Raw genomic sequence first — 25,102 nt, 5'->3', positions numbered from 1 at the left:
GTCAGGCGGCCTCGCGGGCACCCGTGCCGCAGTCACGGCAGTGTCCGGGGTGGCGCGAGCGGAAGGCGCGGTCGCAGAGGTCGCAGTTCTGGAGCGGGATGACGATCCTGCCGGGGCGCGGGGGCACCAGGTCCTGGGCCCCGGGCAGCGGTGGCGGCAGCAGCGCGGTGATGCGGTGGCGCAGGAGCTTGGCCGGGTGCTTCAACGGGAGCGGTAGGTCGGACGTCAGCGCCCGGCGGACGGTGTCCGGGTGGGCGTCACGCTCCAGCCAGGTGACGACTCCCGGCACGAGTGCCTCGATGTCCCGCTCGGACAGGGTGAGTTGGGGTGCCGTGCGGCGCAGGTCGGCCAGGAGTGCCGCTGCCGACCGGTGGAGTTCGGGGTCGGCGTCCTGAGGCCGTGGCAGCGGCGGCGGCGGTGCCGTACGCGCGGTGGGAGCGGGCAGGGGGACGGGCGGCGGTGCTGCTGCGGGCGGCTGCTCCGGCACGGGCCGGTGCGTCACCGGTGCCGGACCCGGTACGGCGGGCGGGGGCATCGGCGGAGGCGTGGCCGGTGCGACGCGGGTCTCCCGCTGCCCGGTTCCGGGCCGGGGGATCGTGACGGCGGGCGCTTCGGCGCCGGGCCGGTTGTACGAGACGGTCCGGGTGACGATGCGGCCGTCGGGCAGGCGTACGCGGCTGCGGCGCAGGTAGCCGGTCGCCTCCAGCTCACGCAGGGCGACCGCGATCCGGGCCTCGCTCTCGGGGAAGCGTGCGGCGAGGTGCTTGATGCTGATCCGGGCCCCGTCGGGCAGCGACTGGATGTGCACCGCGAGCCCGATCGCCAGCAGCGACAGTGTTCGGTGCCGGGTGAGGTGGTTACCGACGACGGTGAACGCCGTGGTGTGCCGGACGCTGACGTGGAGGACACCGGGCGACGGCGTGGGGCCCCCGGACTCGGGGGACGGGGCGCACGGGGGCGCGGTAACCTGCTGGATACCCATCGGGAAGCTCCTACTTCCTCGGTGGTCAGGCCCTCGGTCGGGATTGGCGTCTCGTCGGGGGCCGTCTCATGTCTGTGGTTGTCGCGGCGAGCATATGCCCGGCAACCTGTCCCAAATCCAGCCCAGTTGCCATATGTCACCCGCGCGAGTGACCAGGCGGCCGGGGCGGGTCGGGTTGGGGTGGGGAGGGTTCTTTCCCACGTACTCAAAAGCTTTTGGTGCCGTGGGCCACCGGGTCGCGGGCCGCCGCGACCCGGTGCGGGCGGTTCACCGCGCCGGGCCCGGTTCGGCCCAGCCGGTCCTGCGCGGGGAGGCGTCGGCGACACCTGCCGTGCGTGTCCGCGCGCGGGGCGGACGGACCATGAACACGTCCACCGGGTCCTCCCGCTCCGGGGCGAAGCCGTGCCGTTCGTACAGGCCGCGGGCGGCACTGCCCTGCAGGACGTTCAGCCGGACCGTCACCCCCTCGGCATCGGTGCGGGCCAGGAGCCCGGCCAGGACGGCCGTGCCGATGCCCCGGCCCTGTACTTCCGGTGCGAGGTAGAAGTGCTCCAGCCAACAGCAGTCCTCGGAGGGCCGCAGAGCGACGCAGCCCGCGACGGCTCCGCCCGCCTCCACCACGGAGGTGTGCTCGGGCACGTAGGCGTCGCGCAGCCGCTGCCGCACCCGGTGCTCGTCGTACCGGCCCAGACGCTCCAGGTCGAGGCGCATGGCCGACGCCCGGATCTCGACTATCGGCTCGACGTCCTCTGAGGTGGCCGGCCGCAGGCGCCAGCCCTGGAGGGTGCTCGTTGACATGGCCGGATTCTGTCAGGCGTCCACGAACAGCTCCTCGGCCCTCTCCGCCGCGAGTGCCCGCGCCAGCCAGCGGGCCAGTGTGTCGGCGTCCGCGCACCCGTTGATACGGGCCCTGACACTGTCGGTGACGGTGATGCCGCGCTGTTCCAGTACCTGGACCACCGCCTCCGCCTTGCCTTCCGCCTTGCCTTCCGCGCGCAGTCGCTGTGAGGACTCCGAGCGGAAGAACGAGAGGTCGATGGCCATGAGGTCCCTCCAGATCTGGGCGGCCGGGGTGTTGCCCAGCCCGAGTTCGGTGAGCTCGCTGAAGATGATCGCGGTCTCTTCGTCAACGGTCTTCAGTGCGGTGGCCAGCGCTTCGAGTATGGCAGCCGCATTCGGATTCTTACCATGTGTAATCGCCGAAAAAGCGGCGAGTGGGACATCGAGCGCCGCCACCGACGGGTCGGTCACGGCCGGGACGTTGTGGGGGCCCAGTGCCAGGGGGCGGACGGTCAGCGACGGCCATTCCGGAGGACCGATCCGGATGGGACGGGCAGCCCACCGTGCCGTCGACTCGTCCTGGCAGACCACGAGGAGAACGGGGTCGATGCCGTACTTGGCGTGGAGGTGGGCGAGGTAGTAGGTCCAACTGCTGGGTTTCGCCGGGTCCTTGCGGCCTTGGGACTCGACAGCCAGGAGATAGGGCCTGCCGTCGGCGGTCTCCACCCTCAGCAGGGTGTCGAGGCGGCGCTCCAGCGGCTGGGTCTCGGTCAGGTCGGTGGTCAGTACCGACACCTCGACGGTCTCGGGGAACGGGATGCCCAGGGTTCTGAATGTCCGTGTGAAGATGCCCGGGTCCTCCTGGAAGATCCGGTGCATCGCTTCGTGCGACGAATTGACCATGATCCGGACGTTAGGGCCGGCATCCCAAGGGCATATGCCGTAGGCGGCGGCTTCACCCCATCCGTGGATGTCCCGAACGGTTCTGCGACCCCGCGGTGCAGGAAGCTCCCGGACCTTCGCGTCGGCGCCCGCGTTTGACCGGTCCCTCGCAGGGGGTAAGATCCCGGACCCGATTGGCCAGGCCCCTGAGCCGTATGGCACACTGGCCAGGTTGCTCGGTTGAGTGTCAATGCTGCGCGCCTCCCGCCGGGAGGACCGGAAGCGAGTCCCACAGTACTCGTCGACCCCCAGGGTCGGACGTACGGGAATCTTCCGGGAAGTGTCAGTGGGGCGCTGACCAGGCACCCGGTGGGGTTTCGCCCCCGGCAGCGCGGTTTCGGCCCGCACACCCTTGGTTGGGAAATCCTTCGGGAGATCTACGTAGAGGGGATGCGACACGCCCGACCGCGTGGGTCGGAGGCGGAGTTACGAGAACCGCTGGGTTCCAGAGCGTTATTGAGAGACAGGACTACTAGTAGCCATGGCGGGACAGAAGATCCGCATCCGGCTCAAGGCCTACGACCACGAGGTCATCGACTCCTCGGCGAAGAAGATCGTCGAGACGGTGACCCGCACTGGTGCGTCGGTCGCAGGCCCGGTGCCGCTGCCCACTGAGAAGAACGTGTACTGCGTCATCAAGTCGCCGCACAAGTACAAGGACTCTCGCGAGCACTTCGAGATGCGCACGCACAAGCGCCTCATCGACATTCTCGACCCCACCCCGAAGACGGTTGACTCGCTGATGCGTCTCGACCTGCCGGCTGGCGTCGACATCGAGATCAAGCTCTGAAGGGACGGGCCGAGATGAGCAAGAACATCAAGGGCGTCCTGGGCGAGAAGCTCGGCATGACCCAGGTCTGGGACGAGAACAACCGGGTTGTCCCGGTGACCGTCGTCAAGGCCGGTCCGTGCGTCGTGACGCAGGTCCGTACGAACGACAGCGACGGCTACGAGTCGGTCCAGATCGCCTTCGGCGAGATCGACCCGCGCAAGGTGAACAAGCCCCTCAAGGGCCACTTCGCCAAGGCTGACGTGACCCCGCGCCGCCACCTGGTGGAGCTCCGCACCCCTGACGCCAGCGAGTACACGCTGGGCCAGGAGGTCACTGCCGAGGTGTTCGAGTCCGGCGTCAAGGTCGACGTCACGGGCAAGAGCAAGGGCAAGGGCTTCGCCGGTGTCATGAAGCGTCACAACTTCAAGGGCCTCGGCGCCGGCCACGGCGTCCAGCGCAAGCACCGTTCCCCCGGTTCGATCGGTGGCTGCGCCACCCCTGGGCGTGTCTTCAAGGGCATGCGCATGGCCGGTCGCATGGGTAACGAGCGCGTCACCACCCAGAACCTGACCATCCACGCGGTTGACGCGGAGAAGGGTCTGCTCCTCATCAAGGGCGCAGTCCCCGGTCCGAACGGCGGCCTCGTCCTGGTCCGTACCGCGGCCAAGGGGGCTTGAGGTAATGAGCACCATTGACATCCTTTCGCCGGCAGGCGACAAGGCCGGTACCGTCGAGCTCCCCGCGGAGATCTTCGACGCGAAGACCAGCGTCCCGCTGATCCACCAGGTCGTCGTCGCACAGCTGGCAGCTGCCCGTCAGGGCACGCACAAGACCAAGACCCGCGGCGAGGTCCGTGGTGGTGGGCGCAAGCCGTACCGCCAGAAGGGCACCGGCCGCGCGCGCCAGGGTTCGACCCGCGCGCCGCAGTTCGCCGGCGGTGGCGTCGTCCACGGCCCGCAGCCGCGTGACTACTCGCAGCGCACCCCGAAGAAGATGAAGGCCGCCGCCCTGCGCGGTGCCCTCTCGGACCGGGCGCGTCACTCCCGCATCCACGTCGTCACCGGCGTGGTCGAGGGTGGGATCTCCACCAAGGCCGCCAAGACGCTGCTCGGCAAGATCTCGGAGCGCAGCAACCTGCTCCTGGTCGTCGACCGCGCCGACGAGGCCGCGTGGCTGTCCGCTCGCAACCTGCCCCAGGTGCACATCCTGGAGCCGGGCCAGCTGAACACGTACGACGTGATCGTCTCTGACGACGTGGTCTTCACCCAGGCCGCTTTCGAGTCCTTCGTGTCTGGCCCCCAGACCGCTGAGACCGAAGGGAGCGCCGCCTGATGAGTGAGGCGACCGTTACCAGCTCGACCATCACGAGCAAGACCTACTCGGACCCGCGCGACGTTCTCGTCAAGCCGGTTGTCTCCGAGAAGAGCTACGCGCTGCTCGACGAGAACAAGTACACGTTCATCGTCGCGCCCGGCTCCAACAAGACCCAGATCAAGCAGGCCGTGGAAGCGGTCTTCTCGGTCAAGGTCACCGGGGTCAACACGATCAACCGTCAGGGTAAGCGCAAGCGCACCAAGACCGGTTTCGGCAAGCGCGCCGACACGAAGCGCGCCATCGTGACCCTCGCCGAGGGCGACCGTATCGACATCTTCGGCGGCCCGACCTCCTAGTGAGGTCGAGTCGTCCGGAATCGGACGAGGACTGAGAAATGGGTATCCGCAAGTACAAGCCGACGACCCCGGGCCGTCGTGGCTCCAGCGTCGCCGACTTTGTCGAGATCACGCGGTCCACGCCGGAGAAGTCGCTGGTCCGCCCTCTGCACAGCAAGGGCGGCCGTAACAACGCCGGTCGTGTGACCGTTCGCCACCAGGGTGGTGGCCACAAGCGCGCCTACCGCGTGATCGACTTCCGTCGTCACGACAAGGACGGCGTGCCGGCCAAGGTCGCGCACATCGAGTACGACCCGAACCGCACCGCGCGCATCGCGCTGCTGCACTACGCGGACGGCGAGAAGCGTTACATCGTCGCTCCCCGTGGCCTGTCGCAGGGTGACCGTGTCGAGAACGGTCCGGGCGCCGACATCAAGCCGGGCAACAACCTGGCGCTGCGCAACATCCCGGTCGGTACGACCATCCACGCCATCGAGATCCGCCCCGGCGGCGGCGCGAAGTTCGCCCGCTCCGCGGGTGCCTCCGTGCAGCTGCTGGCGAAGGAGGGCACGATGGCCCACCTTCGTATGCCGTCCGGTGAGATCCGGCTGGTCGACGCCCGCTGCCGCGCCACGATCGGCGAGGTCGGCAACGCCGAGCAGTCGAACATCAACTGGGGCAAGGCCGGCCGCATGCGCTGGAAGGGCGTTCGCCCGACCGTCCGCGGTGTCGCGATGAACCCGGTTGACCACCCGCACGGTGGTGGTGAAGGCAAGACCTCCGGTGGACGTCACCCGGTCTCGCCGTGGGGTCAGAAGGAGGGTCGTACTCGCTCGCCGAAGAAGGCATCGAGCAAGTACATCGTCCGCCGCCGCAAGACGAACAAGAAGCGCTAGGAGCGGGTTTAGATGCCGCGCAGTCTCAAGAAGGGGCCCTTCGTCGACGGCCACCTCATCAAGAAGGTGGACGTACAGAACGAGGCAGGCACCAAGAACGTCATCAAGACCTGGTCCCGTCGCTCGATGATCGTCCCGGCCATGCTGGGTCACACCATCGCGGTGCACAACGGCAAGATCCACGTCCCGGTGTTCGTCACCGAGTCGATGGTCGGCCACAAGCTCGGCGAGTTCTCGCCGACTCGCACCTTCCGCGGCCACGTCAAGGACGACCGGAAGTCGAAGCGCCGCTAACCGCGGGGTGGAAACGACTATGACTTACACCGAAGGGACAACCATGGAAGCCAGGGCCCAGGCGCGGTACATCCGCGTCACGCCCATGAAGGCCCGCCGCGTGGTGGACCTCATCCGTGGCATGGATGCCACGGAGGCTCAGGCGGTCCTGCGTTTCGCCCCGCAGGCCGCGAGCGTGCCGGTTGGCAAGGTGCTTGACAGCGCCATCGCCAACGCTGCACACAACTACGACCACACCGACGCCTCTTCGCTGGTCATCAGCGAGGCGTACGTGGACGAGGGCCCGACCCTGAAGCGGTTCCGTCCGCGTGCTCAGGGCCGTGCCTACCGGATCCGTAAGCGGACCAGCCACATCACCGTGGTCGTCAGCAGCAAGGAAGGAACCCGGTAATGGGCCAGAAGGTAAACCCGCACGGGTTCCGACTCGGCATTACCACGGACTTCAAGTCCCGTTGGTACGCCGACAAGCTGTACAAGGACTACGTCAAGGAAGACGTCGCCATTCGTCGCATGATGACGAAGGGCATGGAGCGGGCCGGCATCTCCAAGGTGGAGATCGAGCGCACCCGCGACCGCGTCCGCGTTGACATCCACACCGCCCGCCCGGGCATCGTCATCGGCCGCCGCGGCGCCGAGGCCGACCGCATCCGTGGCGAGCTGGAGAAGCTGACCGGCAAGCAGGTCCAGCTGAACATCCTCGAGGTCAAGAACCCCGAGGTCGACGCTCAGCTGGTGGCCCAGGCCGTCGCCGAGCAGCTCTCCTCCCGCGTCTCCTTCCGTCGTGCCATGCGTAAGAGCATGCAGAGCACGATGAAGGCCGGCGCCAAGGGCATCAAGATCCAGTGCGGCGGTCGCCTCGGCGGCGCCGAGATGTCCCGCTCGGAGTTCTACCGCGAGGGCCGCGTGCCCCTGCACACGCTCCGTGCGAACGTCGACTACGGCTTCTTCGAGGCCAAGACGACCTTCGGCCGCATCGGTGTGAAGGTCTGGATCTACAAGGGCGACGTCAAGAACATCGCCGAGGTTCGCGCCGAGAACGCCGCGGCCCGCGCCGGCAACCGTCCGGCTCGTGGCGGCGCCGACCGCCCGGCCGGCCGTGGTGGCCGTGGTGGCGAGCGTGGCGGCCGCGGCCGCAAGCCGCAGCAGTCCGCGCCGGCAGCGGAGGCCCCCAAGGCCGACGCTCCCGCCGCCGCTGCTCCGGCTGAGAGCACCGGAACGGAGGCCTGACCGAAATGCTGATCCCCCGTAGGGTCAAGCACCGCAAGCAGCACCACCCGAAGCGCAGCGGTATGTCCAAGGGTGGCACGCAGGTTGCGTTCGGCGAGTACGGCATCCAGGCGCTGTCCCCGGCGTACGTGACGAACCGCCAGATCGAGGCAGCTCGTATCGCGATGACCCGCCACATCAAGCGTGGCGGCAAGGTCTGGATCAACATCTACCCGGACCGCCCCCTGACGAAGAAGCCTGCCGAGACCCGCATGGGTTCCGGTAAGGGTTCTCCCGAGTGGTGGATCGCGAACGTCAAGCCCGGTCGGGTGATGTTCGAGCTGTCCTACCCGAACGAGAAGATTGCTCGTGAGGCGCTCACCCGCGCTGCTCACAAGCTTCCGATGAAGTGCCGGATCGTTCGGCGCGAGGCAGGTGAGTCGTGATGTCGGCCGGTACCAAGGCGTCCGAGCTGCGCGAGCTGGGCGGCGAGGAGCTCCTCAACAAGCTCCGCGAGGCCAAGGAAGAGCTGTTCAACCTCCGCTTCCAGGCGGCGACGGGGCAGCTCGAGAACCACGGTCGGCTCAAGTCCGTCCGTAAGGACATCGCCCGGATCTACACCCTGATGCGCGAGCGCGAGCTGGGCATCGAGACGGTGGAGAGCGTCTGATGAGCGAGAAGACTGTGACTGAGACCAACACCGACCGCGGTTTCCGCAAGACCCGTGAGGGTCTGGTCGTCAGCGACAAGATGGACAAGACCGTCGTCGTCGCTGTCGAGGACCGCGTCAAGCACGCGCTGTACGGCAAGGTCATCCGCCGTACGAACAAGCTCAAGGCCCACGACGAGCAGAACGCTGCTGGCGTCGGCGACCGCGTCCTCATCATGGAGACGCGTCCGCTGTCCGCCTCGAAGCGCTGGCGCATCGTCGAGATCCTCGAGAAGGCCAAGTAATCCCTGAGGGGGTCTCCCCTCAGGCCAGTTCCGCCAGGCTCGGCAGGGGCTCCCGCAACGGAGCCCCTGCCGGGAACCGGCAGACGATCAGGAGATAGACGTGATCCAGCAGGAGTCGCGACTGCGCGTCGCCGACAACACGGGTGCGAAGGAAATTCTCACCATCCGTGTTCTCGGTGGCTCGGGTCGCCGCTACGCGGGCATCGGTGACGTCATCGTCGCCACCGTGAAGGACGCGATCCCCGGTGGCAACGTGAAGAAGGGTGACGTCGTCAAGGCCGTCATCGTTCGCACCGTCAAGGAGCGTCGCCGTCAGGATGGCTCGTACATCCGCTTCGACGAGAACGCCGCTGTCATTCTCAAGAACGACGGCGACCCCCGCGGCACCCGTATCTTCGGCCCCGTGGGCCGAGAGCTGCGCGAGAAGAAGTTCATGAAGATCATCTCGCTCGCGCCGGAGGTGCTGTAAGCATGAAGATCAAGAAGGGCGACCTGGTTCAGGTCATCACCGGTAAGGACAAGGGCAAGCAGGGCAAGGTCATCGTTGCCTTCCCCGCCCAGGACCGTGTCCTCGTCGAGGGTGTCAACCGGGTCAAGAAGCACACCAAGGCCGGTCAGACGGCTCGCGGTTCGCAGACGGGTGGCATTGTCACCACCGAGGCCCCGATTCACGTCAGCAACGTGCAGCTGGTCGTGGAGAAGGACGGCAACAAGGTCGTCACCCGCGTCGGCTACCGCTTTGACGACGAGGGCAAGAAGATCCGCGTTGCCAAGCGGACCGGTGAGGACATCTGATGACGACCACCACTGCGCCGCGTCTCAAGACGCGCTACCGCGAGGAAATCGCCGGCAAGCTGCGTGAGGAGTTCTCGTACGAGAACGTCATGCAGATCCCCGGTCTGGTCAAGATCGTGGTCAACATGGGTGTGGGCGACGCCGCCCGCGACTCCAAGCTGATCGACGGTGCGGTCAAGGACCTCACCACGATCACCGGCCAGAAGCCCGCCGTCACGAAGGCCCGCAAGTCGATCGCGCAGTTCAAGCTGCGCGAGGGGCAGCCGATCGGGTGCCACGTCACCCTCCGTGGTGACCGCATGTGGGAGTTCCTGGACCGTACGCTGTCGCTCGCGCTGCCGCGTATCCGTGACTTCCGTGGTCTGTCGCCGAAGCAGTTCGACGGCCGTGGCAACTACACCTTCGGTCTCACGGAGCAGGTCATGTTCCACGAGATCGACCAGGACAAGATCGACCGGGTCCGGGGCATGGACATCACCGTGGTCACCACGGCTGTCAACGACGACGAGGGTCGTGCCCTGCTTCGTCACCTCGGCTTCCCGTTCAAGGAGAACTGACCGTGGCGAAGAAGGCTCTGATCGCTAAGGCCGCCCGTAAGCCGAAGTTCGGCGTGCGCGGGTACACCCGCTGCCAGCGCTGCGGCCGGCCCCACTCCGTTTACCGCAAGTTCGGCCTGTGCCGCGTGTGCCTTCGTGAGATGGCTCACCGTGGCGAGCTGCCGGGCGTGACCAAGAGCTCCTGGTAATTCTCCTTCGCCCCTAGGGGCTTGGGAGGACCAGAAAGCTCTCGGTAAGTATCTGGTCGGCAGGAGCCCCGCTTTTCATGCCGTAGGCTTGAAGGGTTGGGCGCCTGCCGCCCTGACCGACTTACTACGCCGTAGGTCCCCGCACCGCACCCGTCCCGCCACTGAGTGGGGAGAGGGATGGCGCATACAGGAAACCCCGGCGAGAGAGGCCGAAGGCCAACTCATGACCATGACTGATCCCATCGCAGACATGCTCACGCGTCTGCGCAACGCGAACTCGGCGTATCACGACGATGTCGCAATGCCGCACAGCAAGATCAAGTCGCACATCGCGGAGATCCTCCAGCAGGAGGGCTTCATCACCGGCTGGAAGGTCGAGGACGCCGAGGTCGGCAAGAGCCTCGTTCTCGAGCTGAAGTTCGGGCCGAACCGCGAGCGTTCGATTGCCGGCATCAAGCGCATTTCGAAGCCGGGTCTGCGTGTATACGCAAAGTCCACCAATCTGCCGAAGGTTCTCGGCGGCCTGGGCGTGGCGATCATCTCCACGTCCCACGGTCTCCTGACCGGCCAGCAGGCCAGCAAGAAGGGCGTAGGTGGGGAAGTCCTCGCCTACGTCTGGTAGTCGGGAACGGAGGAACAGCTCATGTCGCGAATCGGCAAGCTCCCCATCCAGGTTCCCGCCGGTGTGGACGTCACCATCGATGGCCGCACGGTCGCGGTGAAGGGCCCCAAGGGTTCCCTCTCGCACACCGTCGCAGCGCCGATCGAGGTCACCAAGGGTGAGGACGGCGTGCTCAACGTCGTCCGCCCGAACGACGAGCGTCAGAACAAGGCCCTTCACGGCCTGTCCCGCACGCTGGTGGCGAACATGATCACCGGCGTGACCGCGGGATACAGCAAGGCGCTCGAGATCAGCGGTGTCGGTTACCGCGTCCAGGCGAAGGGCTCCAACCTGGAGTTCGCCCTGGGCTACAGCCACCCGATCCTCATCGAGGCCCCCGAGGGCATCACCTTCAAGGTCGAGTCGCCCACGAAGTTCAGTGTCGAGGGCATCGACAAGCAGAAGGTCGGCGAGGTCTCGGCGAAGATCCGCAAGCTGCGGAAGCCTGACCCGTACAAGGCCAAGGGCGTCAAGTACGCCGGCGAGGTTATCCGCCGCAAGGTCGGAAAGGCGGGTAAGTAAGCCATGGCATACGGTGTAAAGATCGCCAAGGGCGACGCCTACAAGCGTGCCGCCCTCAAGCGCCGCCACATCCGCGTGCGCAAGCACATCTCCGGTTCGCCGGAGCGGCCGCGCCTGGTTGTGACGCGTTCCAACCGTCACATCGTCGCCCAGGTCATCGATGACGTCGCGGGCCACACGCTCGCGTCGGCGTCGACCCTGGACACGTCGATCCGTGGTGCGGAGGGTGACAAGAGCGCCCAGGCCAAGCAGGTCGGCGCCCTGGTCGCCGAGCGCGCCAAGGCCGCAGGCGTCGAGGCCGTCGTGTTTGACCGCGGTGGTAACCAGTACGCCGGGCGGATTGCCGCTCTGGCTGACGCCGCCCGTGAAGCCGGGCTGAAGTTCTAAGCCCCGGTTCCAACGCACAGCGGACGTAACAGAGAGAGGTAAATCCAATGGCTGGACCCCAGCGCCGCGGAAGCGGTGCCGGTGGCGGCGAGCGGCGGGACCGGAAGGGCCGTGACGGTGGCGCTGCCGCCGAGAAGACCGCGTACGTCGAGCGCGTCGTCGCGATCAACCGCGTCGCCAAGGTAGTGAAGGGTGGTCGTCGCTTCAGCTTCACCGCGCTGGTCGTGGTGGGCGATGGTGACGGCACCGTCGGTGTCGGATACGGCAAGGCCAAGGAAGTTCCCGCGGCCATCGCCAAGGGCGTCGAAGAGGCGAAGAAGAGCTTCTTCAAGGTCCCGCGTATCCAGGGCACCATCCCTCACCCGATCCAGGGCGAGAAGGCTGCGGGCGTCGTCCTGCTCAAGCCTGCTTCCCCCGGTACCGGTGTTATCGCCGGTGGCCCGGTGCGCGCCGTTCTGGAGTGCGCCGGCGTTCACGACATCCTGTCGAAGTCGCTCGGTTCTTCGAACCCGATCAACATCGTGCACGCGACCGTGGCGGCCCTCCAGGGCCTGCAGCGTCCCGAGGAGATCGCGGCCCGCCGCGGTCTGCCCCTCGAGGACGTCGCCCCCGCGGCTCTGCTCCGTGCGCGTGCGGGAGCGGGTGCGTAATGGCTCGCCTCAAGATCACGCAGACGAAGTCGTACATCGGCAGCAAGCAGAACCACCGCGACACCCTGCGTTCGCTCGGGCTCAAGCGCCTGAACGACTCGGTTGTCAAGGAGGACCGCCCCGAGTTCCGCGGAATGGTTCACACCGTCCGCCACCTCGTGACGGTTGAGGAGGTTGACTGATATGGCGGAGAACAGCCCGCTGAAGGCCCACAACCTCCGGCCTGCCCCGGGCGCCAAGACCGCCAAGACCCGTGTGGGTCGTGGTGAGGCGTCCAAGGGTAAGACCGCAGGCCGTGGTACCAAGGGTACGAAGGCTCGTTACCAGGTTCCGGAGCGCTTCGAGGGTGGCCAGATGCCCCTCCACATGCGTCTCCCGAAGCTCAAGGGCTTCAAGAACCCGTTCCGCACGGAGTACCAGGTCGTGAACCTGGACAAGCTCGCGACGCTCTACCCCGAGGGTGGAGAGGTCACGGTGGCCGACCTGGTCGCCAAGGGCGCTGTGCGTAACAACCACCTCGTCAAGGTCCTCGGACAGGGCGAGATCTCCGTGGCGCTGCAGGTTTCGGTTGACGCCGTCTCCGGCTCCGCCAAGGAGAAGATCGCCGCCGCAGGCGGCACCGTCACCGAACTCGTCTGAGACAACTCGGACAGGGCTGTGGCCTGAACACCCGACCGGGGATGCCTCTCATTTGGGGCATCCCCGGTTGGTCGTTCCTAGGGGGGCATGTCCGCCGGTAAGGTGGCGTGCGTTGCTGTGGTAAGTCCTGGGCAAACGCCCGGGGTCCTTTGGCTGTTACGTAATCGTCGATCCTCAAGACCGTCACCTCACGCTTTTGCGCGGGGGTCGCAGGAGGCACCGTGCTCACCGCGTTCGCCCGGGCGTTCAAGACGCCCGACCTGCGCAAGAAGCTGCTCTTCACGCTCGGCATCATCGTGCTCTACCGTCTCGGGGCGCACATTCCCGTACCGGGGGTGAGCTACGAGAACGTCCAGACCTGTGTTGATCAGGCCAGCAAGGGCAACAACAGCCTCTTCGGTCTGGTCAACATGTTCAGCGGTGGTGCACTGCTGCAGATCACGATCTTCGCGCTCGGCATCATGCCGTACATCACGGCCAGCATCATTCTTCAGCTGCTGACCGTCGTCATCCCCCGGCTCGAAGCCCTCAAGAAGGAGGGGCAGTCGGGCACGGCCAAGATCACGCAGTACACGCGTTATCTGACCGTGGCGCTGGCCATCCTCCAGGGCACCGGCCTGGTGGCGACCGCCCGCAGCGGCGCGCTCTTCAGCGGCTGCCCCGTCGCCGACCAGATCGTCCCGAACCAGTCGATCTTCACGACCATCGTCATGGTCATCACCATGACCGCCGGCACCGCCGCAGTCATGTGGCTCGGTGAGCTCATCACCGACCGCGGCATCGGCAACGGCATGTCGATCCTCATGTTCATCTCGATCGCCGCCAGCTTCCCCGGCGCCCTCTGGGCCATCAAGCAGAGCGGCAAGCTGGCCGACGGCTGGATCGAGTTCATCACGGTCATCCTCATCGGCTTCGTGATGGTGGGCCTCGTCGTCTTCGTCGAGCAGGCCCAGCGCCGTGTCCCGGTGCAGTACGCGAAGCGGATGATCGGGCGTCGGTCGTACGGCGGTACGTCCACTTACATCCCGCTGAAGGTGAACCAGGCGGGTGTGATTCCCGTCATCTTCGCTTCTTCGCTGCTCTACATTCCTGCTCTAATCGTTCAGTTCTCCAACTCCACCGCGGGCTGGGCGACCTGGATTCAGGACCACTTCGTCAAGGGCGACCACCCGTACTACATCGCGACGTACTTCCTGTTGATCGTGTTCTTCGCATTCTTCTATGTGGCGATCTCGTTCAACCCCGAGGAAGTCGCCGACAACATGAAGAAGTATGGTGGCTTCATCCCGGGTATCCGGGCAGGTCGACCTACCGCCGAGTATCTGAGCTACGTGCTCAACCGGATCACTTGGCCGGGCTCGCTGTACCTGGGCCTGATCGCTCTGGTGCCGACAATGGCGTTGGCAGGCTTCGGCGGTGCCAACCAGAACTTCCCGTTCGGCGGGACGAGCATCCTGATCATCGTGGGTGTGGGTCTGGAGACCGTGAAGCAGATCGAGAGTCAGCTCCAGCAGCGCAATTACGAAGGGTTCCTCCGCTGATGCGAATCGTCCTCGTCGGGCCGCCCGGTGCCGGCAAGGGAACGCAGGCTGCGTTCCTTGCCAGGAATCTCTCGATTCCGCACATCTCCACGGGCGACCTCTTCCGCGCCAACATCAGCCAGGGCACCGACCTTGGCAAGCAGGCCCGTGCCTACATGGACGCGGGCCAGCTGGTGCCGGACGAAGTCACCATCGCGATGGCCAAGGACCGCATGGCCCAGTCGGACGCCGAGAACGGTTTCCTCCTGGACGGCTTCCCCCGCAACGTGGGGCAGGCCGTGGCGCTCGATGAGATGCTTCTCGGCGAGGGCGTCAAGCTGGACGCGGTTCTTGACCTCGAGGTCCCCGAGGACGAGGTGGTCAAGCGCATCGCGGGCCGCCGCATCTGCCGTAACGACAGCTCGCACGTCTTCCACGTGACGTACAACGCTCCGAAGACCGAAGGCGTCTGCGACGCCTGCGGCGGCGAGCTGTACCAGCGTGACGACGACACCGAGGAGACCGTGCGCACGCGTCTCGAGGTCTACCACACGCAGACCGAGCCGATCATCGACCACTACCGGGCACAGGGCCTGGTCGTGACGATCTCCGCGCTCGGCAAGGTCACCGAGGTGACCGACCGGGCCATGGAGGCCCTCAAGAAGTCCGACGAGGGCTGATCCCCGCGCTCCACCACTGCAGCCGGCCGCGGCGCCCTCGGGCGTCGCGGCCGACTGTTTGCGCCGTATCGTGGAGTACGGCCGCAGACCGTTCCCCTTCGTACGCAGAGAGGCGCCCAGAGATGGTGCAGATCAAGACCCCCGAGCAGATCGCGAAGATGCGCGAGGCGGGCCTCGTGGTCGCTGCCATTCACGCCGCCACCCGCGAGGCGGCCGTCCCCGGCGCCACCACGAAGGATCTCGACGAGGTCGCACGCAAGGTCATCGCCGACCACGGCGCGAAGTCGAACTTCCAGGGCTACGGCGGGTTCCCGGCGACCATCTGCACCTCGGTCAACGACGTCGTGGTCCACGGCATCCCGGACGAGAAGACCGTCCTCAAGGACGGCGACATCATCTCGATCGACGCCGGCGCCATCATCGACGGCTGGCACGGCGACGCCGCGTACACCGCCTTCGTGGGCACCGGTCACGCGCCGGAGCTCGTCGAGCTCTCCCGGGTGACCGAGGAGTCCATGTGGGCCGGTATCGCCGCGATGAAGGTGAACAACCGGCTCGTCGACATCTCGAAGGCCATCGAGTCCTACATCCGCCGCCAGCCCCGCCCGGCGACCGGCAAGTACGGGATCATCGAGGACTACGGCGGCCACGGCATCGGCACCGAGATGCACATGGACCCGCACCTGCTGAACTACGTCTCGCGCAAGCGCGGCAAGGGCATCAAGCTCGTCCCGGGCGTCTGCCTGGCCATCGAGCCGATGGTCTCGCTGGGCACGGCGCAGACGAAGGTCCTCTCCGACGAGTGGACGGTCCTCACCACGGACGGCACCTGGTCCTCGCACTGGGAGCACTCGATCGCCCTCACCGAGCAGGGCCCCCTGGTCCTGACCGCCCCGGACTGCGGCCGGGCGAGGCTGGCCCCGTACGGCGTCGAGGTGGCGCCGGACCCGCTGGGCTGACCGTCCACCGGCGGGTCGGCGGGCCGACGCCCGCAGGACTGTCCGGCTGATCCATGTCTAAGGATCAGGGCAAGTGGGCAAACTTGACGGATTCGTCTTTTGGAGTCCGCTGACGTAGACTGACTCGTCGGCTCTCGTGCATCCCTGTGTCCACATGCGATGGCGCGAGTCGATCAAGGTAGCCGATTCGAAAGGCGAAGCGTGGCCAAGAAGCAAGGTGCCATCGAAATCGAGGGCACCGTGATCGAGTCCCTCCCGAACGCCATGTTCAGGGTGGAACTCCAGAACGGTCACAAAGTCCTCGCGCACATCAGCGGCAAGATGCGGATGCACTACATCCGCATCCTCCCGGATGACCGGGTCGTCGTGGAGCTCTCCCCGTACGACCTGACGCGTGGTCGGATCGTCTACCGCTACAAGTAGATCTTGCCGCCACCTCGCTCCGGCGTGGTGAGGGCACTGACCCGGAGAACCTGACATCCCATGAAGGTCAAGCCGAGCGTCAAGAAGATCTGCGACAAGTGCAAGGTGATCCGCCGTCACGGCCGGGTCATGGTCATCTGCGACAACCTGCGCCACAAGCAGCGCCAGGGCTGACGCACGACCGCCTGCATCTCGCAGTTCTTCGCGCGACGCACGTAAACGTACATACGCAGTGCCCGTCCAAGCTTCGGCTGACGACACCTCCGGCGGGGGCCGGGGACCCGGGCGTACCACCCTTTCCCATGTGGGCGGGGTCGGCGTTCGGGAGTGGCACTGCGGAAGACCCCCGAAATAACAACTGGAGCCATTGAATGGCACGCGTTTCAGGTGTTGACATCCCGCGCGAAAAGCGCGTGGAGGTTGCCCTCACCTACGTCTTCGGTATCGGGCGCACCCGGTCCAAGGAGATCCTCGCCGCCGCCGGCGTGAACCCCAACACCCGCGTTCGTGACCTGGCCGAAGAGGACCTGGTCAAGATCCGCGAGTACGTGGACGCCAACCTCCGCACCGAGGGTGACCTTCGCCGCGAGATCCAGGGCGACATCCGCCGCAAGATCGAGATCGGCTGCTACCAGGGCATCCGGCACCGCCGCGGTCTGCCGGTCCACGGTCAGCGCACCAGCACCAACGCGCGTACCCGTAAGGGCCCGCGTCGCGCCATCGCCGGTAAGAAGAAGCCGGGCAAGAAGTAGTCCTCAGCGGACGTACTGCGGGTGCCCGGGTCACCGGACGTCCGTGGAAACCAGCGGTCTTCGCTGTAGGACCGATCACCTCCCCTCTCCATCTGGAGTCAAGACATGCCCCCCAAGGGTCGTCAGGGCGCAGCCAAGAAGGTGCGTCGCAAGGAAAAGAAGAACGTCGCTCACGGGCACGCCCACATCAAGAGCACGTTCAACAACACCATCGTCTCGATCACGGACCCCTCGGGCAACGTGATCTCCTGGGCCTCCGCCGGCCACGTCGGCTTCAAGGGCTCGCGCAAGTCCACCCCCTTCGCCGCGCAGATGGCCGCCGAGTCGGCCGCCCGCCGCGCGCAGGAGCACGGCATGCGCAAGGTCGACGTCTTCGTCAAGGGTCCCGGCTCCGGCCGTGAGACCGCGATCCGCTCCCTCCAGGCCACGGGCCTCGAGGTCGGTTCGATCCAGGACGTCACCCCGACGCCGCACAACGGCTGCCGTCCGCCGAAGCGTCGCCGCGTCTGATCCGCTACGGCCGGTGACGGTCGTGCGTCAGTAGCGTAGGTCCGGGCGGTATGTCCCTTCGGGGGCGTGCCGCCCGTACCCTTGTTTCATCTGTCGGGCATCAAATAGTGGGTGCCCACGACTGAAGGATCACCACATGCTTATCGCTCAGCGTCCGTCGCTGACCGAAGAGGTCGTCGACGAGTTCCGCTCCCGGTTCGTGATCGAGCCGCTGGAGCCGGGCTTCGGTTACACCCTCGGCAACTCCCTGCGTCGCACGCTCCTCTCCTCGATCCCCGGTGCCGCTGTCACCAGCATCCGGATCGACGGTGTCCTGCACGAGTTCACCACCGTGCCGGGCGTCAAGGAGGACGTGACCGACCTCATCCTCAACATCAAGCAGCTGGTCGTCTCCTCGGAGCACGACGAGCCGGTCGTGATGTACCTGCGCAAGCAGGGCCCCGGCCTGGTCACCGCTGCTGACATCGCCCCGCCGGCCGGTGTCGAGGTCCACAACCCGGACCTGGTCCTGGCCACGCTGAACGGCAAGGGCAAGCTGGAGATGGAGCTGACCGTCGAGCGCGGTCGCGGCTACGTCTCCGCCGTCCAGAACAAGCAGGTGGGCCAGGAGATCGGCCGGATCCCGGTCGACTCCATCTACTCCCCGGTGCTCAAGGTCACGTACAAGGTCGAGGCGACCCGTGTCGAGCAGCGCACCGACTTCGACAAGCTGATCGTCGACGTCGAGACCAAGCAGGCCATGCGTCCCCGTGACGCCATGGCGTCGGCCGGTAAGACCCTGGTCGAGCTGTTCGGTCTGGCGCGTGAGCTCAACATCGACGCCGAGGGCATCGACATGGGCCCGTCCCCGACGGACGCCGCGCTCGCCGCCGATCTGGCGCTGCCGATCGAGGAGCTCGAGCTCACGGTCCGTTCGTACAACTGCCTCAAGCGCGAGGGCATCCACTCCGTGGGTGAGCTCGTGGCCCGCTCCGAGGCGGACCTGCTCGACATCCGCAACTTCGGTGCGAAGTCGATCGACGAGGTCAAGGCGAAGCTGGCCGGTATGGGCCTGGCGCTGAAGGACTCGCCTCCCGGCTTCGACCCGACCGCCGCCGCCGACGCCTTCGGCGCCGACGACGACGCGGACGCCGGTTTCGTGGAGACCGAGCAGTACTGATCCGCTTCCCGGCCAGGGGCGCCCGCCGACGCGGTCGCCCCTGGGCCGGTCGCGGACCATCAAGGACTTCCGCGGGGCGGCCGCCTCGCGGGAACTGACACCGGTACCTGATACGGCCGGTGCAGCACACAAGGAGAAAAACCATGCCTCAGCCCGCCAAGGGTGCCCGTCTGGGCGGCAGCGCTGCGCACGAGAAGCTTCTTCTCATCAACCTCGCGAAGTCGCTGTTCGAGCACGGCCGCATCACCACGACCGAGGCCAAGGCCCGCCGCCTGCGTCCGGTCGCCGAGCGTTTCATCACCAAGGCCAAGAAGGGCGACATCCACAACCGTCGCCTGGTGCTGCAGTCGATCACGGACAAGGGCATCGTTCACACGCTCTTCACCGAGATCGCCCCGCGGTACGAGAACCGCCCCGGTGGTTACACCCGCATCACCAAGATCGGCAACCGTCGTGGCGACAACGCCCCGATGGCCGTCATCGAGCTGGTCGAGGCGCTGACCGTGGCCCAGCAGGCCACCGGTGAGGCCGAGGCCGCGACGAAGCGCGCCGTCAAGGAAGACGCCCTCAAGAAGGACGAGGCTCCGGCCGAGACCGTCGAGGACGCCAAGCCGGCCGACGCCGCCGCTGAGGAGTCCAAGGACGCCTGAGCGTCCTGAGACCCACGTACGGGCCCGCATCTCCCTTCGGGGCGGTGCGGGCCCGTTCGCTTTTGAGAGGATCTTCGGGTGAGTGACGAGGCAGAGCCCGGATTCGTACGGGTACGGCTGGACCTTTCCTACGACGGCAGGGATTTCTCCGGCTGGGCGAAGCAGACCAGCAGACGCACCGTGCAGGGCGAGATCGAGGACGCGCTGCGCACCGTGACGCGGTCGTCGGTGACGTACGACCTGACGGTCGCCGGGCGGACCGACGCGGGGGTGCACGCGCGCGGGCAGGTGGCGCACGTCGACCTGCCCGCGGAGGTGTGGGCCGAGCACGAGGAGAAGCTGCTGCGGCGGATGGCGGGGCGCCTGCCGCTGGACGTACGGATCTGGCGGGCGGCCGAGGCCCCGGCGGGGTTCAACGCGCGATTCTCCGCGTTGTGGCGGCGGTACGCGTACCGGGTGGGGGACCGGCCGGGCGGTGTGGACCCGCTCACCCGGGGCCACGTGCTGTGGCACGACCGCCCGCTCGACCTGGACGCGATGAACGAGGCCGCCGCCCTGATGACGGGGGAGCACGACTTCGCGGCGTACTGCAAGAAGCGTGAGGGCGCCACGACCATCCGCACGCTGCAGAGACTGCACTGGGTGCGGGAGGCGGAGTCGGGTGTACTGACGGCGACCGTGCAGGCCGACGCGTTCTGCCACAACATGGTGCGGGCGCTGATCGGCGCGGCCCTGTTCGTCGGGGACGGACGCCGCCCGGCGGCGTGGCCGGCGGAGGTGCTGGCGGCGAAGGTGCGGGATCCCGCGGTCCACGTGGTGCGGCCGCACGGACTGACCCTGGAGGAAGTGGCCTACCCGGCCGACGATCTGCTGGCGGCCAGGGCCCAGGAGGCGCGGAACGTCAGGACGCTGCCGGGGGCGGCGGGGTGCTGCTGACCCGCCGGCGGCGCAGAGCGCGGATCAGTTTCGCGGCGAAGTACAGGGCGAGGGTGCTGGACACGGTGGAGCGGAACCAGCCGATGTCCGGGGTCCACCAGGCGTAGACCGCCGCCGCGGTGAAGAACAGCAGGGCCGCGGTCCGCAACACCCACCAGCGGACCGGGTGCGGTTCCTCCTGGGGAGGCGCTTCGGGGTGGACGCCGTCCTTCGTGGTCATGGTGTCCCGCATGCCCGCGAGGAATCCCCGCCGGGCCAGCACCCGGGCGCCGGGGAGCTCCGCGAGGGTCTCCTGCTCGCCGCCGAAGCCGGAGGGCAGCGGGGGGAGACCCAGGGCGGCGACGAGTTCGCCCTGATGGCGGGCGGGGTCGCCGGTGGCCCGCAGGATGTGGGCCACCGGGCGCGGGTCGGTCAGCCCGTAGGCGCGGGCGAGCGCGCCAGCCGTCGTGGTCGCCTCCGTGTGGTCGGTGGCGGGGGCGGCGGTCTCCCAGGCGTGATCCGTCACCTTCCTGCCCCGGTGCACGAGCGTGATGCTGCTGCGTTCCGGTGTGCGGCGCAGGACCAGGGCCGGCCAGTCCTCGGCGGTGGTGAAGCTGGCGGCCGCCGAGGTGAGGGGGTCCTGGGGGAGCAGTGCCGCGCGCTTGCCCCGCACCACGTCCGGGACGATCTCGACGTATGTGTGGCGGCTGCCGGCCGGGGCCGTGCGGAGGCTGTGCCCGCAGATCAGAGCGGCCTGGGCCACCTCGGTGGGGCCGGTGGAGGCGATGGCCAGCGACCGCGGTGCCAGCTCGCGCTCCCAGTCGGGTGTTCCGGCGGCCGGGGGCCCGGGGGTGGCCCGGAAGAAGGGGATCCTCATCGCCAGCTCGATGCGGGTGTCGGATCGGGCCTCCAGGAACTCCTCGCGGGCCTCGCCGAAATAGGTCCACGGGAAGGTGGTGGCGTGCACCCCGATGCTGCGGAAGGCGGTGAGCGCCTCCTCGTAGCGGTTCAGCGACCACAGGACGAGGGCCAGGTGGTTGCGGAAGCCGGCGGCCTCCCGGTCCCCCGGGGCGTAGCTGTCCGACAGCGCCTGCGCGCGGGTCACCGCCGCCTCGACGCGCGGGGTGTACGGGTCGGGGTCGGGCGTCTCCTCGTCGGCGATCAGGTACTCCACGACGGCCTGGAGCGGCAGCGCGTGGAGCCGGGAACCGGGAGGTGCCTGGCCGGCCGCACGCTCGGCGAACGCGAACATCTCCTCGTGCGAGCCGTACCACTTGGCGCAGAGGTACTGGAGCGCCTGGACGTGGCAGCCCTCGTGGTGCGGATCACGGGCGTTCGCCTCGGACAGATAGGTGTCGAAGACCTCGCGCGGTGCCTGGATGCCCCGGGCCTGGGTCAGCGCGATGCGCCAGGGGACCGGGTCGTCGGGGTTGAGCTCGGCGGCGGCGGAGATCACCGGCACCGCGTCCCGCAGTACCGCGTGGAACGCCCGGAACTGGTCGGCCTCGACGTGCTTGGCGCGGGCCCCGGTCCGTATCTCCCAGGCCTGGTAGATGTACTGGTCGGCCTTGACCAGGACGGCGTCGGGATCCTCGGGGGACTCGTCGAGCCAGCTGTCCAGCCAGCCCGGGTGATGCAGCGAGGCCCGCGCGAGGCGGGAGACACAGGTGTCCCTGCGCTCCCACTGGGAGTGTTCGCGGGTGCCCGCGAGCAGCTCGGCGGCCGGGGCGTGATCGCCCGACGCGGCGGCTGCGAGGGCGGTCCGCAGCGAGGAGTCCGGGGCATCGAGGACCACGGCGTCGTCCGGGGGCAGGTCGGCGCCGATCGCGTCGCTGTGGCGCAGGACGCGCGGGATGGTGAAGAGGGTGGTCAGACGCACGGCGGGCGGGTCCTCGTTCGAGGGGAGGGGACGGGGCTGGTGCGTGGGGGGAGGCGCGGGGCCCGTCAGGTGACGGGTGCCCCGGCGGCCGCCGAGGCCTGGACCTCGCCGCGGTGGCGGATCTGGCGGAAGGTGAAGTCGGTCAGGTCGTCGCCGACCGCGTACACGTCCTTGGCCGCCGTGGTCACGTTCTTCCCGCTGATGAAGCCGCCGACGGTGAAGTAGGCATAACGGCCGTAGGAGTTGGCGGTCCGGCGGCACACGGATCCGCCGCGGCAGAAGGTGGGGACGCCCGAGCCGCTGAGCGAGGCGAGACCGCCGGACGCCTGCTGGGCGGCCTTCCTGGCCTCCTTCTCGGTGCCGAAGACGGCGAGGCCGATGGTGACCGCGATGCCGTCCTTGCTGTACGTGGCGCGGATCACCTGGTCGCAGCCGTTGCCGTCGAGGACCGAGCCGAGGGCGCCCTGGGTCGTCGTGGCGCAGGCGGCCGTGCGCGCGGTCGCGTTCTTGGCGTAGACGCGGTCGCCCATCGTGAGTTTCCTGCCGGGGAAGAAGGCGTCCACGGTGACCGGGGACGTGTCCTTCTTCTCGTCGGCTATGTAGTCCTTCGGGTCCGGCGGGGGCGGCGGCGCGACCGAGGAGAAGGAGGGCCCCGGTGTGGACTCCGAGGGCAGGTCGGCGGGGGCCGGCAGCTTGCTCGCGCCGCTCTCCGGTCCCGAGGCCCCGCCGCCACCGTCGGCGGTGATCACGGCGGTGGCCACGATCGCGGCCACCGCAGCGGTGGCCAGCGCGCCGCCGCCGATCAGCAGCCACTTCCTGCGCCTGCCGCGCGCCGCGGAGGCGTCCGCCAGTGCCGCCCAGTCCGGAGTCCGGCTGTCTCCCGGCCCCCAGGAGGGCCCCCCTTGCCCAAAGCTCATGCGGCGAATCCTAGACCGACCGTAATCCGGTTGGGCCAACGGTTCGGCTGCCGTGACAATGCTGTGCATGGGACATCTCGAAGCGGGCCACCTGGAGTACTACCTACCGGACGGACGGGTGCTGCTCGGCGACGCTTCCTTCCGGGTGGCCGACGGTGCGGTCGTCGCCCTCGTGGGCGCGAACGGTGCGGGCAAGACGACACTTCTGAAGCTGCTCTCCGGGGAGATCCAGCCGCACGGCGGCTCGGTCTCGGTGAGCGGCGGCCTGGGCGTGATGGCCCAGTTCGTGGGCTCGGTACGGGACGGGCGGACCGTCCGCGACCTGCTGGTGGCGGTGGCCCAGCCCCGGATCAGGGAGGCGGCGAAGGCCGTCGACGCGGCCGAGGAGCGCATTCTCACCGTGGACGACGAGGCCGCGCAGATGGCCTACGCGCAGGCGCTGAGCGACTGGGCCGAGGCACGCGGGTACGAGGCCGAGACGCTGTGGGACGTCTGCACCATGGCCGCACTCGGCGTGCCCTACGAGAAGGCGCAGTGGCGCGAGGTGCGCACGCTCAGCGGGGGCGAGCAGAAGCGGCTGGTCCTGGAGGCGCTGCTGCGAGGCCCCGACGAGGTGCTGCTCCTGGACGAGCCGGACAACTACCTGGACGTCCCCGGCAAGCGGTGGCTGGAGGAGAGGCTCAAGGAGACCCGTAAGACGGTGCTCTTCGTCTCCCACGACCGGGAACTGCTCTCGCGGGCCGCCGAGAAGATCGTCAGCGTGGAGCCCGGCCCGGCCGGGTCGGACGTCTGGGTGCACGGCGGCGGGTTCGGCACGTACCACCAGGCCCGCAAGGAACGCTTCGCGCGCTTCGAGGAACTCCTGCGGCGCTGGGAGGAGGAGCACAAGCGGCTGAAGGCGCTGGTCCTGCGGATGCGGCAGCAGGCGGCGAACAGCCCCGACATGGCGAACCGCTACCACGCGATGCAGACCCGCTTCAAGAAGTTCGAGGAGGCCGGCCCGCCGCCGGAGCCGCCCCGCGAGCAGGACATCCGGATGCGGCTGCGCGGCGGGCGGACGGGGGTGCGGGCGGTGACGTGCACCGGTCTGGAGCTGACCGGCCTGATGAAGCCGTTCGACCTGGAGGTCTACTACGGGGAGCGGGTCGCGGTGCTCGGCTCCAACGGGTCGGGGAAGTCGCACTTCCTGCGGCTGCTGGCGGGTGAGCCCGTCGAGCACACCGGCGAGTGGAAGCTCGGCGCGCGGGTCGTGGCCGGCCACTTCGCCCAGACCCACGCCCACCCGGAGCTGCTCGGCAAGACGCTCGTCGAGATCCTGTGGACGGAGCACGCCAAGGACCGTGGCGGCGCGATGTCGGTGCTGCGGCGCTACGAACTGGAGCGCCAGGGCGACCAGGCCTTCGAGAGGCTGTCCGGCGGACAGCAGGCGCGCTTCCAGATCCTGCTCCTGGAGCTGGCCGGCACGACGGCGCTGCTGCTGGACGAACCGACGGACAACCTCGACCTGGAGTCGGCCGAGGCCCTGCAGGAGGGCCTCGAGGTGTACGACGGGACGGTCATGGCCGTCACCCACGACCGCTGGTTCGCGAAGTCCTTCGACCGATACCTGGTCTTCGGCTCCGACGGGGTGGTCCGGGAGACCACGGAGCCGGTCTGGGACGAGCGGAGGGTCGAGCGGAAGCGGTAGGGACGGCGCGTTTTGACCCGTCCGGGGCGGGGCGGGTAGTCTCGGTCTTTGTTATACGTATCGGCTTCGTCGTTCTCACGCGAAGAGCCCTTACGTAGGTTCTCTGGAGCAGTTACCAGTGGCTCGCATACGGGCATCGTCCCCGGCATTTGCGGGCCCCAGCTGCATGATCGCTTC

Annotated in this window: 37 protein-coding genes; 32 read left to right on the top strand and 5 right to left on the bottom strand. The window is 67.9% G+C overall.

The window, feature by feature from the left end:
- Position 1 precedes the first annotated feature (1 nt).
- The 3 genes from LWJ43_RS13080 to LWJ43_RS13070 all read right to left on the bottom strand — a co-directional run bounded on the left by LWJ43_RS13080 (position 2) and on the right by LWJ43_RS13070 (position 2,665).
- Entirely contained in the window at positions 2 to 982 is a 981-nt protein-coding gene (locus tag LWJ43_RS13080; protein ID WP_277332438.1) for a helix-turn-helix domain-containing protein, read from the bottom strand.
- Positions 983 to 1,249: 267 nt separating this feature from the next.
- Positions 1,250 to 1,780, bottom strand: a complete 531-nt coding sequence (locus tag LWJ43_RS13075; RefSeq protein ID WP_277332437.1) for a GNAT family N-acetyltransferase — start codon at positions 1,778 to 1,780, stop codon at positions 1,250 to 1,252.
- A gap of 12 nt (positions 1,781 to 1,792) precedes the next feature.
- On the bottom strand, positions 1,793 to 2,665 hold the full coding sequence (locus LWJ43_RS13070; RefSeq protein WP_277332436.1) for a hypothetical protein: 873 nt from the start codon (positions 2,663 to 2,665) through the stop codon (positions 1,793 to 1,795).
- 520 nt (positions 2,666 to 3,185) lie between these two features.
- Here LWJ43_RS13070 and rpsJ point away from each other — a divergent pair.
- The 31 genes from rpsJ (at position 3,186) to truA (ending at position 20,463) form a co-directional block, all read left to right on the top strand.
- Entirely contained in the window at positions 3,186 to 3,494 is a 309-nt protein-coding gene (gene rpsJ / locus LWJ43_RS13065; RefSeq protein WP_003948644.1) for a 30S ribosomal protein S10, read from the top strand.
- 14 nt (positions 3,495 to 3,508) lie between these two features.
- On the top strand, positions 3,509 to 4,153 hold the full coding sequence (rplC, locus tag LWJ43_RS13060) for a 50S ribosomal protein L3 (protein ID WP_014154591.1): 645 nt from the start codon (positions 3,509 to 3,511) through the stop codon (positions 4,151 to 4,153).
- A 4-nt stretch (positions 4,154 to 4,157) separates the two neighbouring features.
- Positions 4,158 to 4,808: a 50S ribosomal protein L4 gene (rplD, locus tag LWJ43_RS13055; protein WP_033297600.1), complete on the top strand. Its 651-nt coding sequence runs from the start codon at positions 4,158 to 4,160 to the stop codon at positions 4,806 to 4,808.
- Complete coding sequence (gene rplW / locus LWJ43_RS13050; protein WP_031096361.1) at positions 4,808 to 5,146, top strand: 50S ribosomal protein L23; 339 nt, start codon at positions 4,808 to 4,810, stop codon at positions 5,144 to 5,146. The genes rplD and rplW overlap by 1 nt, the downstream gene beginning before the upstream one ends.
- A gap of 38 nt (positions 5,147 to 5,184) precedes the next feature.
- Positions 5,185 to 6,021, top strand: a complete 837-nt coding sequence (gene rplB / locus LWJ43_RS13045; protein WP_147959073.1) for a 50S ribosomal protein L2 — start codon at positions 5,185 to 5,187, stop codon at positions 6,019 to 6,021.
- Between the two features lie 12 nt (positions 6,022 to 6,033).
- Positions 6,034 to 6,315, top strand: a complete 282-nt coding sequence (gene rpsS / locus LWJ43_RS13040) for a 30S ribosomal protein S19 (protein ID WP_003966956.1) — start codon at positions 6,034 to 6,036, stop codon at positions 6,313 to 6,315.
- A 43-nt stretch (positions 6,316 to 6,358) separates the two neighbouring features.
- Positions 6,359 to 6,706: a 50S ribosomal protein L22 gene (gene rplV / locus LWJ43_RS13035; protein WP_004571827.1), complete on the top strand. Its 348-nt coding sequence runs from the start codon at positions 6,359 to 6,361 to the stop codon at positions 6,704 to 6,706.
- Positions 6,706 to 7,542 carry a 30S ribosomal protein S3 gene (rpsC, locus tag LWJ43_RS13030; protein WP_014047784.1) on the top strand — a complete coding sequence of 279 codons (837 nt, stop codon included), beginning with the start codon at positions 6,706 to 6,708 and terminating at the stop codon, positions 7,540 to 7,542. The genes rplV and rpsC overlap by 1 nt, the downstream gene beginning before the upstream one ends.
- A gap of 5 nt (positions 7,543 to 7,547) precedes the next feature.
- Entirely contained in the window at positions 7,548 to 7,967 is a 420-nt protein-coding gene (gene rplP, locus LWJ43_RS13025; RefSeq protein ID WP_014154587.1) for a 50S ribosomal protein L16, read from the top strand.
- Complete coding sequence (gene rpmC, locus LWJ43_RS13020; RefSeq protein ID WP_033297602.1) at positions 7,967 to 8,191, top strand: 50S ribosomal protein L29; 225 nt, start codon at positions 7,967 to 7,969, stop codon at positions 8,189 to 8,191. The genes rplP and rpmC overlap by 1 nt, the downstream gene beginning before the upstream one ends.
- A complete protein-coding gene (gene rpsQ / locus LWJ43_RS13015; protein ID WP_014154586.1) occupies positions 8,191 to 8,475 on the top strand; it encodes a 30S ribosomal protein S17 in 285 nt (94 codons plus the stop codon). The genes rpmC and rpsQ overlap by 1 nt, the downstream gene beginning before the upstream one ends.
- A gap of 100 nt (positions 8,476 to 8,575) precedes the next feature.
- Positions 8,576 to 8,944 carry a 50S ribosomal protein L14 gene (gene rplN / locus LWJ43_RS13010; RefSeq protein WP_003966950.1) on the top strand — a complete coding sequence of 123 codons (369 nt, stop codon included), beginning with the start codon at positions 8,576 to 8,578 and terminating at the stop codon, positions 8,942 to 8,944.
- A gap of 2 nt (positions 8,945 to 8,946) precedes the next feature.
- Positions 8,947 to 9,270, top strand: coding sequence for a 50S ribosomal protein L24 (rplX, locus tag LWJ43_RS13005; protein WP_014047788.1), 324 nt, complete (start codon positions 8,947 to 8,949; stop codon positions 9,268 to 9,270).
- The gene (gene rplE, locus LWJ43_RS13000) at positions 9,270 to 9,827 is read left to right on the top strand and encodes a 50S ribosomal protein L5 (protein WP_277332435.1); all 558 of its coding nucleotides are present in this window, start codon (positions 9,270 to 9,272) and stop codon (positions 9,825 to 9,827) included. The genes rplX and rplE overlap by 1 nt, the downstream gene beginning before the upstream one ends.
- A 2-nt stretch (positions 9,828 to 9,829) precedes the next feature.
- Complete coding sequence (locus tag LWJ43_RS12995; protein ID WP_003948630.1) at positions 9,830 to 10,015, top strand: type Z 30S ribosomal protein S14; 186 nt, start codon at positions 9,830 to 9,832, stop codon at positions 10,013 to 10,015.
- A 223-nt stretch (positions 10,016 to 10,238) separates the two neighbouring features.
- Entirely contained in the window at positions 10,239 to 10,637 is a 399-nt protein-coding gene (gene rpsH / locus LWJ43_RS12990) for a 30S ribosomal protein S8 (protein WP_014154584.1), read from the top strand.
- Between the two features lie 21 nt (positions 10,638 to 10,658).
- The gene (rplF, locus tag LWJ43_RS12985; RefSeq protein WP_147959075.1) at positions 10,659 to 11,198 is read left to right on the top strand and encodes a 50S ribosomal protein L6; all 540 of its coding nucleotides are present in this window, start codon (positions 10,659 to 10,661) and stop codon (positions 11,196 to 11,198) included.
- Positions 11,199 to 11,201: 3 nt separating this feature from the next.
- Positions 11,202 to 11,585, top strand: coding sequence for a 50S ribosomal protein L18 (rplR, locus tag LWJ43_RS12980; RefSeq protein ID WP_277332434.1), 384 nt, complete (start codon positions 11,202 to 11,204; stop codon positions 11,583 to 11,585).
- Between the two features lie 47 nt (positions 11,586 to 11,632).
- The gene (rpsE, locus tag LWJ43_RS12975; RefSeq protein WP_014047793.1) at positions 11,633 to 12,235 is read left to right on the top strand and encodes a 30S ribosomal protein S5; all 603 of its coding nucleotides are present in this window, start codon (positions 11,633 to 11,635) and stop codon (positions 12,233 to 12,235) included.
- On the top strand, positions 12,235 to 12,417 hold the full coding sequence (gene rpmD / locus LWJ43_RS12970) for a 50S ribosomal protein L30 (RefSeq protein WP_003966943.1): 183 nt from the start codon (positions 12,235 to 12,237) through the stop codon (positions 12,415 to 12,417). Before rpsE ends, rpmD begins: the two co-directional genes overlap by 1 nt.
- 1 nt (position 12,418) lies before the next feature.
- Positions 12,419 to 12,874, top strand: coding sequence for a 50S ribosomal protein L15 (gene rplO / locus LWJ43_RS12965; RefSeq protein ID WP_014047794.1), 456 nt, complete (start codon positions 12,419 to 12,421; stop codon positions 12,872 to 12,874).
- A 221-nt stretch (positions 12,875 to 13,095) separates the two neighbouring features.
- The gene (gene secY, locus LWJ43_RS12960; RefSeq protein WP_073744257.1) at positions 13,096 to 14,415 is read left to right on the top strand and encodes a preprotein translocase subunit SecY; all 1,320 of its coding nucleotides are present in this window, start codon (positions 13,096 to 13,098) and stop codon (positions 14,413 to 14,415) included.
- Entirely contained in the window at positions 14,415 to 15,074 is a 660-nt protein-coding gene (locus LWJ43_RS12955) for an adenylate kinase (RefSeq protein ID WP_277332433.1), read from the top strand. Before secY ends, LWJ43_RS12955 begins: the two co-directional genes overlap by 1 nt.
- Positions 15,075 to 15,196: 122 nt before the next feature.
- Positions 15,197 to 16,033, top strand: coding sequence for a type I methionyl aminopeptidase (gene map, locus LWJ43_RS12950; RefSeq protein ID WP_277332432.1), 837 nt, complete (start codon positions 15,197 to 15,199; stop codon positions 16,031 to 16,033).
- A 201-nt stretch (positions 16,034 to 16,234) separates the two neighbouring features.
- A complete protein-coding gene (gene infA / locus LWJ43_RS12945) occupies positions 16,235 to 16,456 on the top strand; it encodes a translation initiation factor IF-1 (RefSeq protein WP_014047798.1) in 222 nt (73 codons plus the stop codon).
- A 60-nt stretch (positions 16,457 to 16,516) separates the two neighbouring features.
- Positions 16,517 to 16,630 carry a 50S ribosomal protein L36 gene (gene rpmJ / locus LWJ43_RS12940; RefSeq protein ID WP_003956441.1) on the top strand — a complete coding sequence of 38 codons (114 nt, stop codon included), beginning with the start codon at positions 16,517 to 16,519 and terminating at the stop codon, positions 16,628 to 16,630.
- A gap of 197 nt (positions 16,631 to 16,827) precedes the next feature.
- Positions 16,828 to 17,208 (top strand): 30S ribosomal protein S13, encoded by a 381-nt coding sequence (gene rpsM, locus LWJ43_RS12935; RefSeq protein WP_014154579.1) that lies wholly within the window; start codon positions 16,828 to 16,830, stop codon positions 17,206 to 17,208.
- 105 nt (positions 17,209 to 17,313) lie between these two features.
- On the top strand, positions 17,314 to 17,718 hold the full coding sequence (gene rpsK / locus LWJ43_RS12930; RefSeq protein WP_003956432.1) for a 30S ribosomal protein S11: 405 nt from the start codon (positions 17,314 to 17,316) through the stop codon (positions 17,716 to 17,718).
- 136 nt (positions 17,719 to 17,854) lie between these two features.
- Complete coding sequence (locus tag LWJ43_RS12925) at positions 17,855 to 18,877, top strand: DNA-directed RNA polymerase subunit alpha (protein ID WP_003966937.1); 1,023 nt, start codon at positions 17,855 to 17,857, stop codon at positions 18,875 to 18,877.
- A 143-nt stretch (positions 18,878 to 19,020) separates the two neighbouring features.
- Positions 19,021 to 19,527 carry a 50S ribosomal protein L17 gene (rplQ, locus tag LWJ43_RS12920; RefSeq protein WP_104788309.1) on the top strand — a complete coding sequence of 169 codons (507 nt, stop codon included), beginning with the start codon at positions 19,021 to 19,023 and terminating at the stop codon, positions 19,525 to 19,527.
- 78 nt (positions 19,528 to 19,605) lie between these two features.
- Complete coding sequence (truA, locus tag LWJ43_RS12915) at positions 19,606 to 20,463, top strand: tRNA pseudouridine(38-40) synthase TruA (RefSeq protein WP_277332431.1); 858 nt, start codon at positions 19,606 to 19,608, stop codon at positions 20,461 to 20,463.
- On the opposite strand, the gene LWJ43_RS12910 is transcribed toward truA, so the two are convergent.
- A complete protein-coding gene (locus tag LWJ43_RS12910) occupies positions 20,429 to 22,321 on the bottom strand; it encodes a hypothetical protein (RefSeq protein WP_277332430.1) in 1,893 nt (630 codons plus the stop codon). The genes truA and LWJ43_RS12910 overlap by 35 nt on opposite strands.
- 65 nt (positions 22,322 to 22,386) lie before the next feature.
- Positions 22,387 to 23,238 (bottom strand): hypothetical protein, encoded by an 852-nt coding sequence (locus LWJ43_RS12905; protein WP_277332429.1) that lies wholly within the window; start codon positions 23,236 to 23,238, stop codon positions 22,387 to 22,389.
- Between the two features lie 58 nt (positions 23,239 to 23,296).
- Here LWJ43_RS12905 and LWJ43_RS12900 point away from each other — a divergent pair, with 58 nt between their 5' ends.
- A complete protein-coding gene (locus LWJ43_RS12900; protein ID WP_277335878.1) occupies positions 23,297 to 24,925 on the top strand; it encodes an ABC-F family ATP-binding cassette domain-containing protein in 1,629 nt (542 codons plus the stop codon).
- The last annotated feature ends 177 nt before the right edge of the window (positions 24,926 to 25,102 follow it).

It is taken from the genome of Streptomyces sp. JH34 (genome assembly GCF_029428875.1).
Lineage (GTDB): Bacteria > Actinomycetota > Actinomycetes > Streptomycetales > Streptomycetaceae > Streptomyces.
The sequence above is the reverse complement of the archived record's forward strand: the minus strand, read 5'-3'. Positions and strand labels throughout refer to the sequence as shown.

Coding starts and splice junctions, on each gene's coding strand:
- LWJ43_RS13080 (WP_277332438.1), bottom strand. CDS start 982: ATGGGTATCCAGCAGGTTACCGCGCCCCCGTGCGCCCCGTCCCCCGAG.
- LWJ43_RS13075 (WP_277332437.1), bottom strand. CDS start 1,780: ATGTCAACGAGCACCCTCCAGGGCTGGCGCCTGCGGCCGGCCACCTCA.
- LWJ43_RS13070 (WP_277332436.1), bottom strand. CDS start 2,665: ATGGTCAATTCGTCGCACGAAGCGATGCACCGGATCTTCCAGGAGGAC.
- rpsJ (WP_003948644.1), top strand. CDS start 3,186: ATGGCGGGACAGAAGATCCGCATCCGGCTCAAGGCCTACGACCACGAG.
- rplC (WP_014154591.1), top strand. CDS start 3,509: ATGAGCAAGAACATCAAGGGCGTCCTGGGCGAGAAGCTCGGCATGACC.
- rplD (WP_033297600.1), top strand. CDS start 4,158: ATGAGCACCATTGACATCCTTTCGCCGGCAGGCGACAAGGCCGGTACC.
- rplW (WP_031096361.1), top strand. CDS start 4,808: ATGAGTGAGGCGACCGTTACCAGCTCGACCATCACGAGCAAGACCTAC.
- rplB (WP_147959073.1), top strand. CDS start 5,185: ATGGGTATCCGCAAGTACAAGCCGACGACCCCGGGCCGTCGTGGCTCC.
- rpsS (WP_003966956.1), top strand. CDS start 6,034: ATGCCGCGCAGTCTCAAGAAGGGGCCCTTCGTCGACGGCCACCTCATC.
- rplV (WP_004571827.1), top strand. CDS start 6,359: ATGGAAGCCAGGGCCCAGGCGCGGTACATCCGCGTCACGCCCATGAAG.
- rpsC (WP_014047784.1), top strand. CDS start 6,706: ATGGGCCAGAAGGTAAACCCGCACGGGTTCCGACTCGGCATTACCACG.
- rplP (WP_014154587.1), top strand. CDS start 7,548: ATGCTGATCCCCCGTAGGGTCAAGCACCGCAAGCAGCACCACCCGAAG.
- rpmC (WP_033297602.1), top strand. CDS start 7,967: ATGTCGGCCGGTACCAAGGCGTCCGAGCTGCGCGAGCTGGGCGGCGAG.
- rpsQ (WP_014154586.1), top strand. CDS start 8,191: ATGAGCGAGAAGACTGTGACTGAGACCAACACCGACCGCGGTTTCCGC.
- rplX (WP_014047788.1), top strand. CDS start 8,947: ATGAAGATCAAGAAGGGCGACCTGGTTCAGGTCATCACCGGTAAGGAC.
- rplE (WP_277332435.1), top strand. CDS start 9,270: ATGACGACCACCACTGCGCCGCGTCTCAAGACGCGCTACCGCGAGGAA.
- rpsH (WP_014154584.1), top strand. CDS start 10,239: ATGACCATGACTGATCCCATCGCAGACATGCTCACGCGTCTGCGCAAC.
- rplF (WP_147959075.1), top strand. CDS start 10,659: ATGTCGCGAATCGGCAAGCTCCCCATCCAGGTTCCCGCCGGTGTGGAC.
- rplR (WP_277332434.1), top strand. CDS start 11,202: ATGGCATACGGTGTAAAGATCGCCAAGGGCGACGCCTACAAGCGTGCC.
- rpsE (WP_014047793.1), top strand. CDS start 11,633: ATGGCTGGACCCCAGCGCCGCGGAAGCGGTGCCGGTGGCGGCGAGCGG.
- rpmD (WP_003966943.1), top strand. CDS start 12,235: ATGGCTCGCCTCAAGATCACGCAGACGAAGTCGTACATCGGCAGCAAG.
- rplO (WP_014047794.1), top strand. CDS start 12,419: ATGGCGGAGAACAGCCCGCTGAAGGCCCACAACCTCCGGCCTGCCCCG.
- LWJ43_RS12955 (WP_277332433.1), top strand. CDS start 14,415: ATGCGAATCGTCCTCGTCGGGCCGCCCGGTGCCGGCAAGGGAACGCAG.
- map (WP_277332432.1), top strand. CDS start 15,197: ATGGTGCAGATCAAGACCCCCGAGCAGATCGCGAAGATGCGCGAGGCG.
- rpmJ (WP_003956441.1), top strand. CDS start 16,517: ATGAAGGTCAAGCCGAGCGTCAAGAAGATCTGCGACAAGTGCAAGGTG.
- rpsM (WP_014154579.1), top strand. CDS start 16,828: ATGGCACGCGTTTCAGGTGTTGACATCCCGCGCGAAAAGCGCGTGGAG.
- rpsK (WP_003956432.1), top strand. CDS start 17,314: ATGCCCCCCAAGGGTCGTCAGGGCGCAGCCAAGAAGGTGCGTCGCAAG.
- LWJ43_RS12925 (WP_003966937.1), top strand. CDS start 17,855: ATGCTTATCGCTCAGCGTCCGTCGCTGACCGAAGAGGTCGTCGACGAG.
- rplQ (WP_104788309.1), top strand. CDS start 19,021: ATGCCTCAGCCCGCCAAGGGTGCCCGTCTGGGCGGCAGCGCTGCGCAC.
- LWJ43_RS12905 (WP_277332429.1), bottom strand. CDS start 23,238: ATGAGCTTTGGGCAAGGGGGGCCCTCCTGGGGGCCGGGAGACAGCCGG.
- LWJ43_RS12900 (WP_277335878.1), top strand. CDS start 23,297: ATGCTGTGCATGGGACATCTCGAAGCGGGCCACCTGGAGTACTACCTA.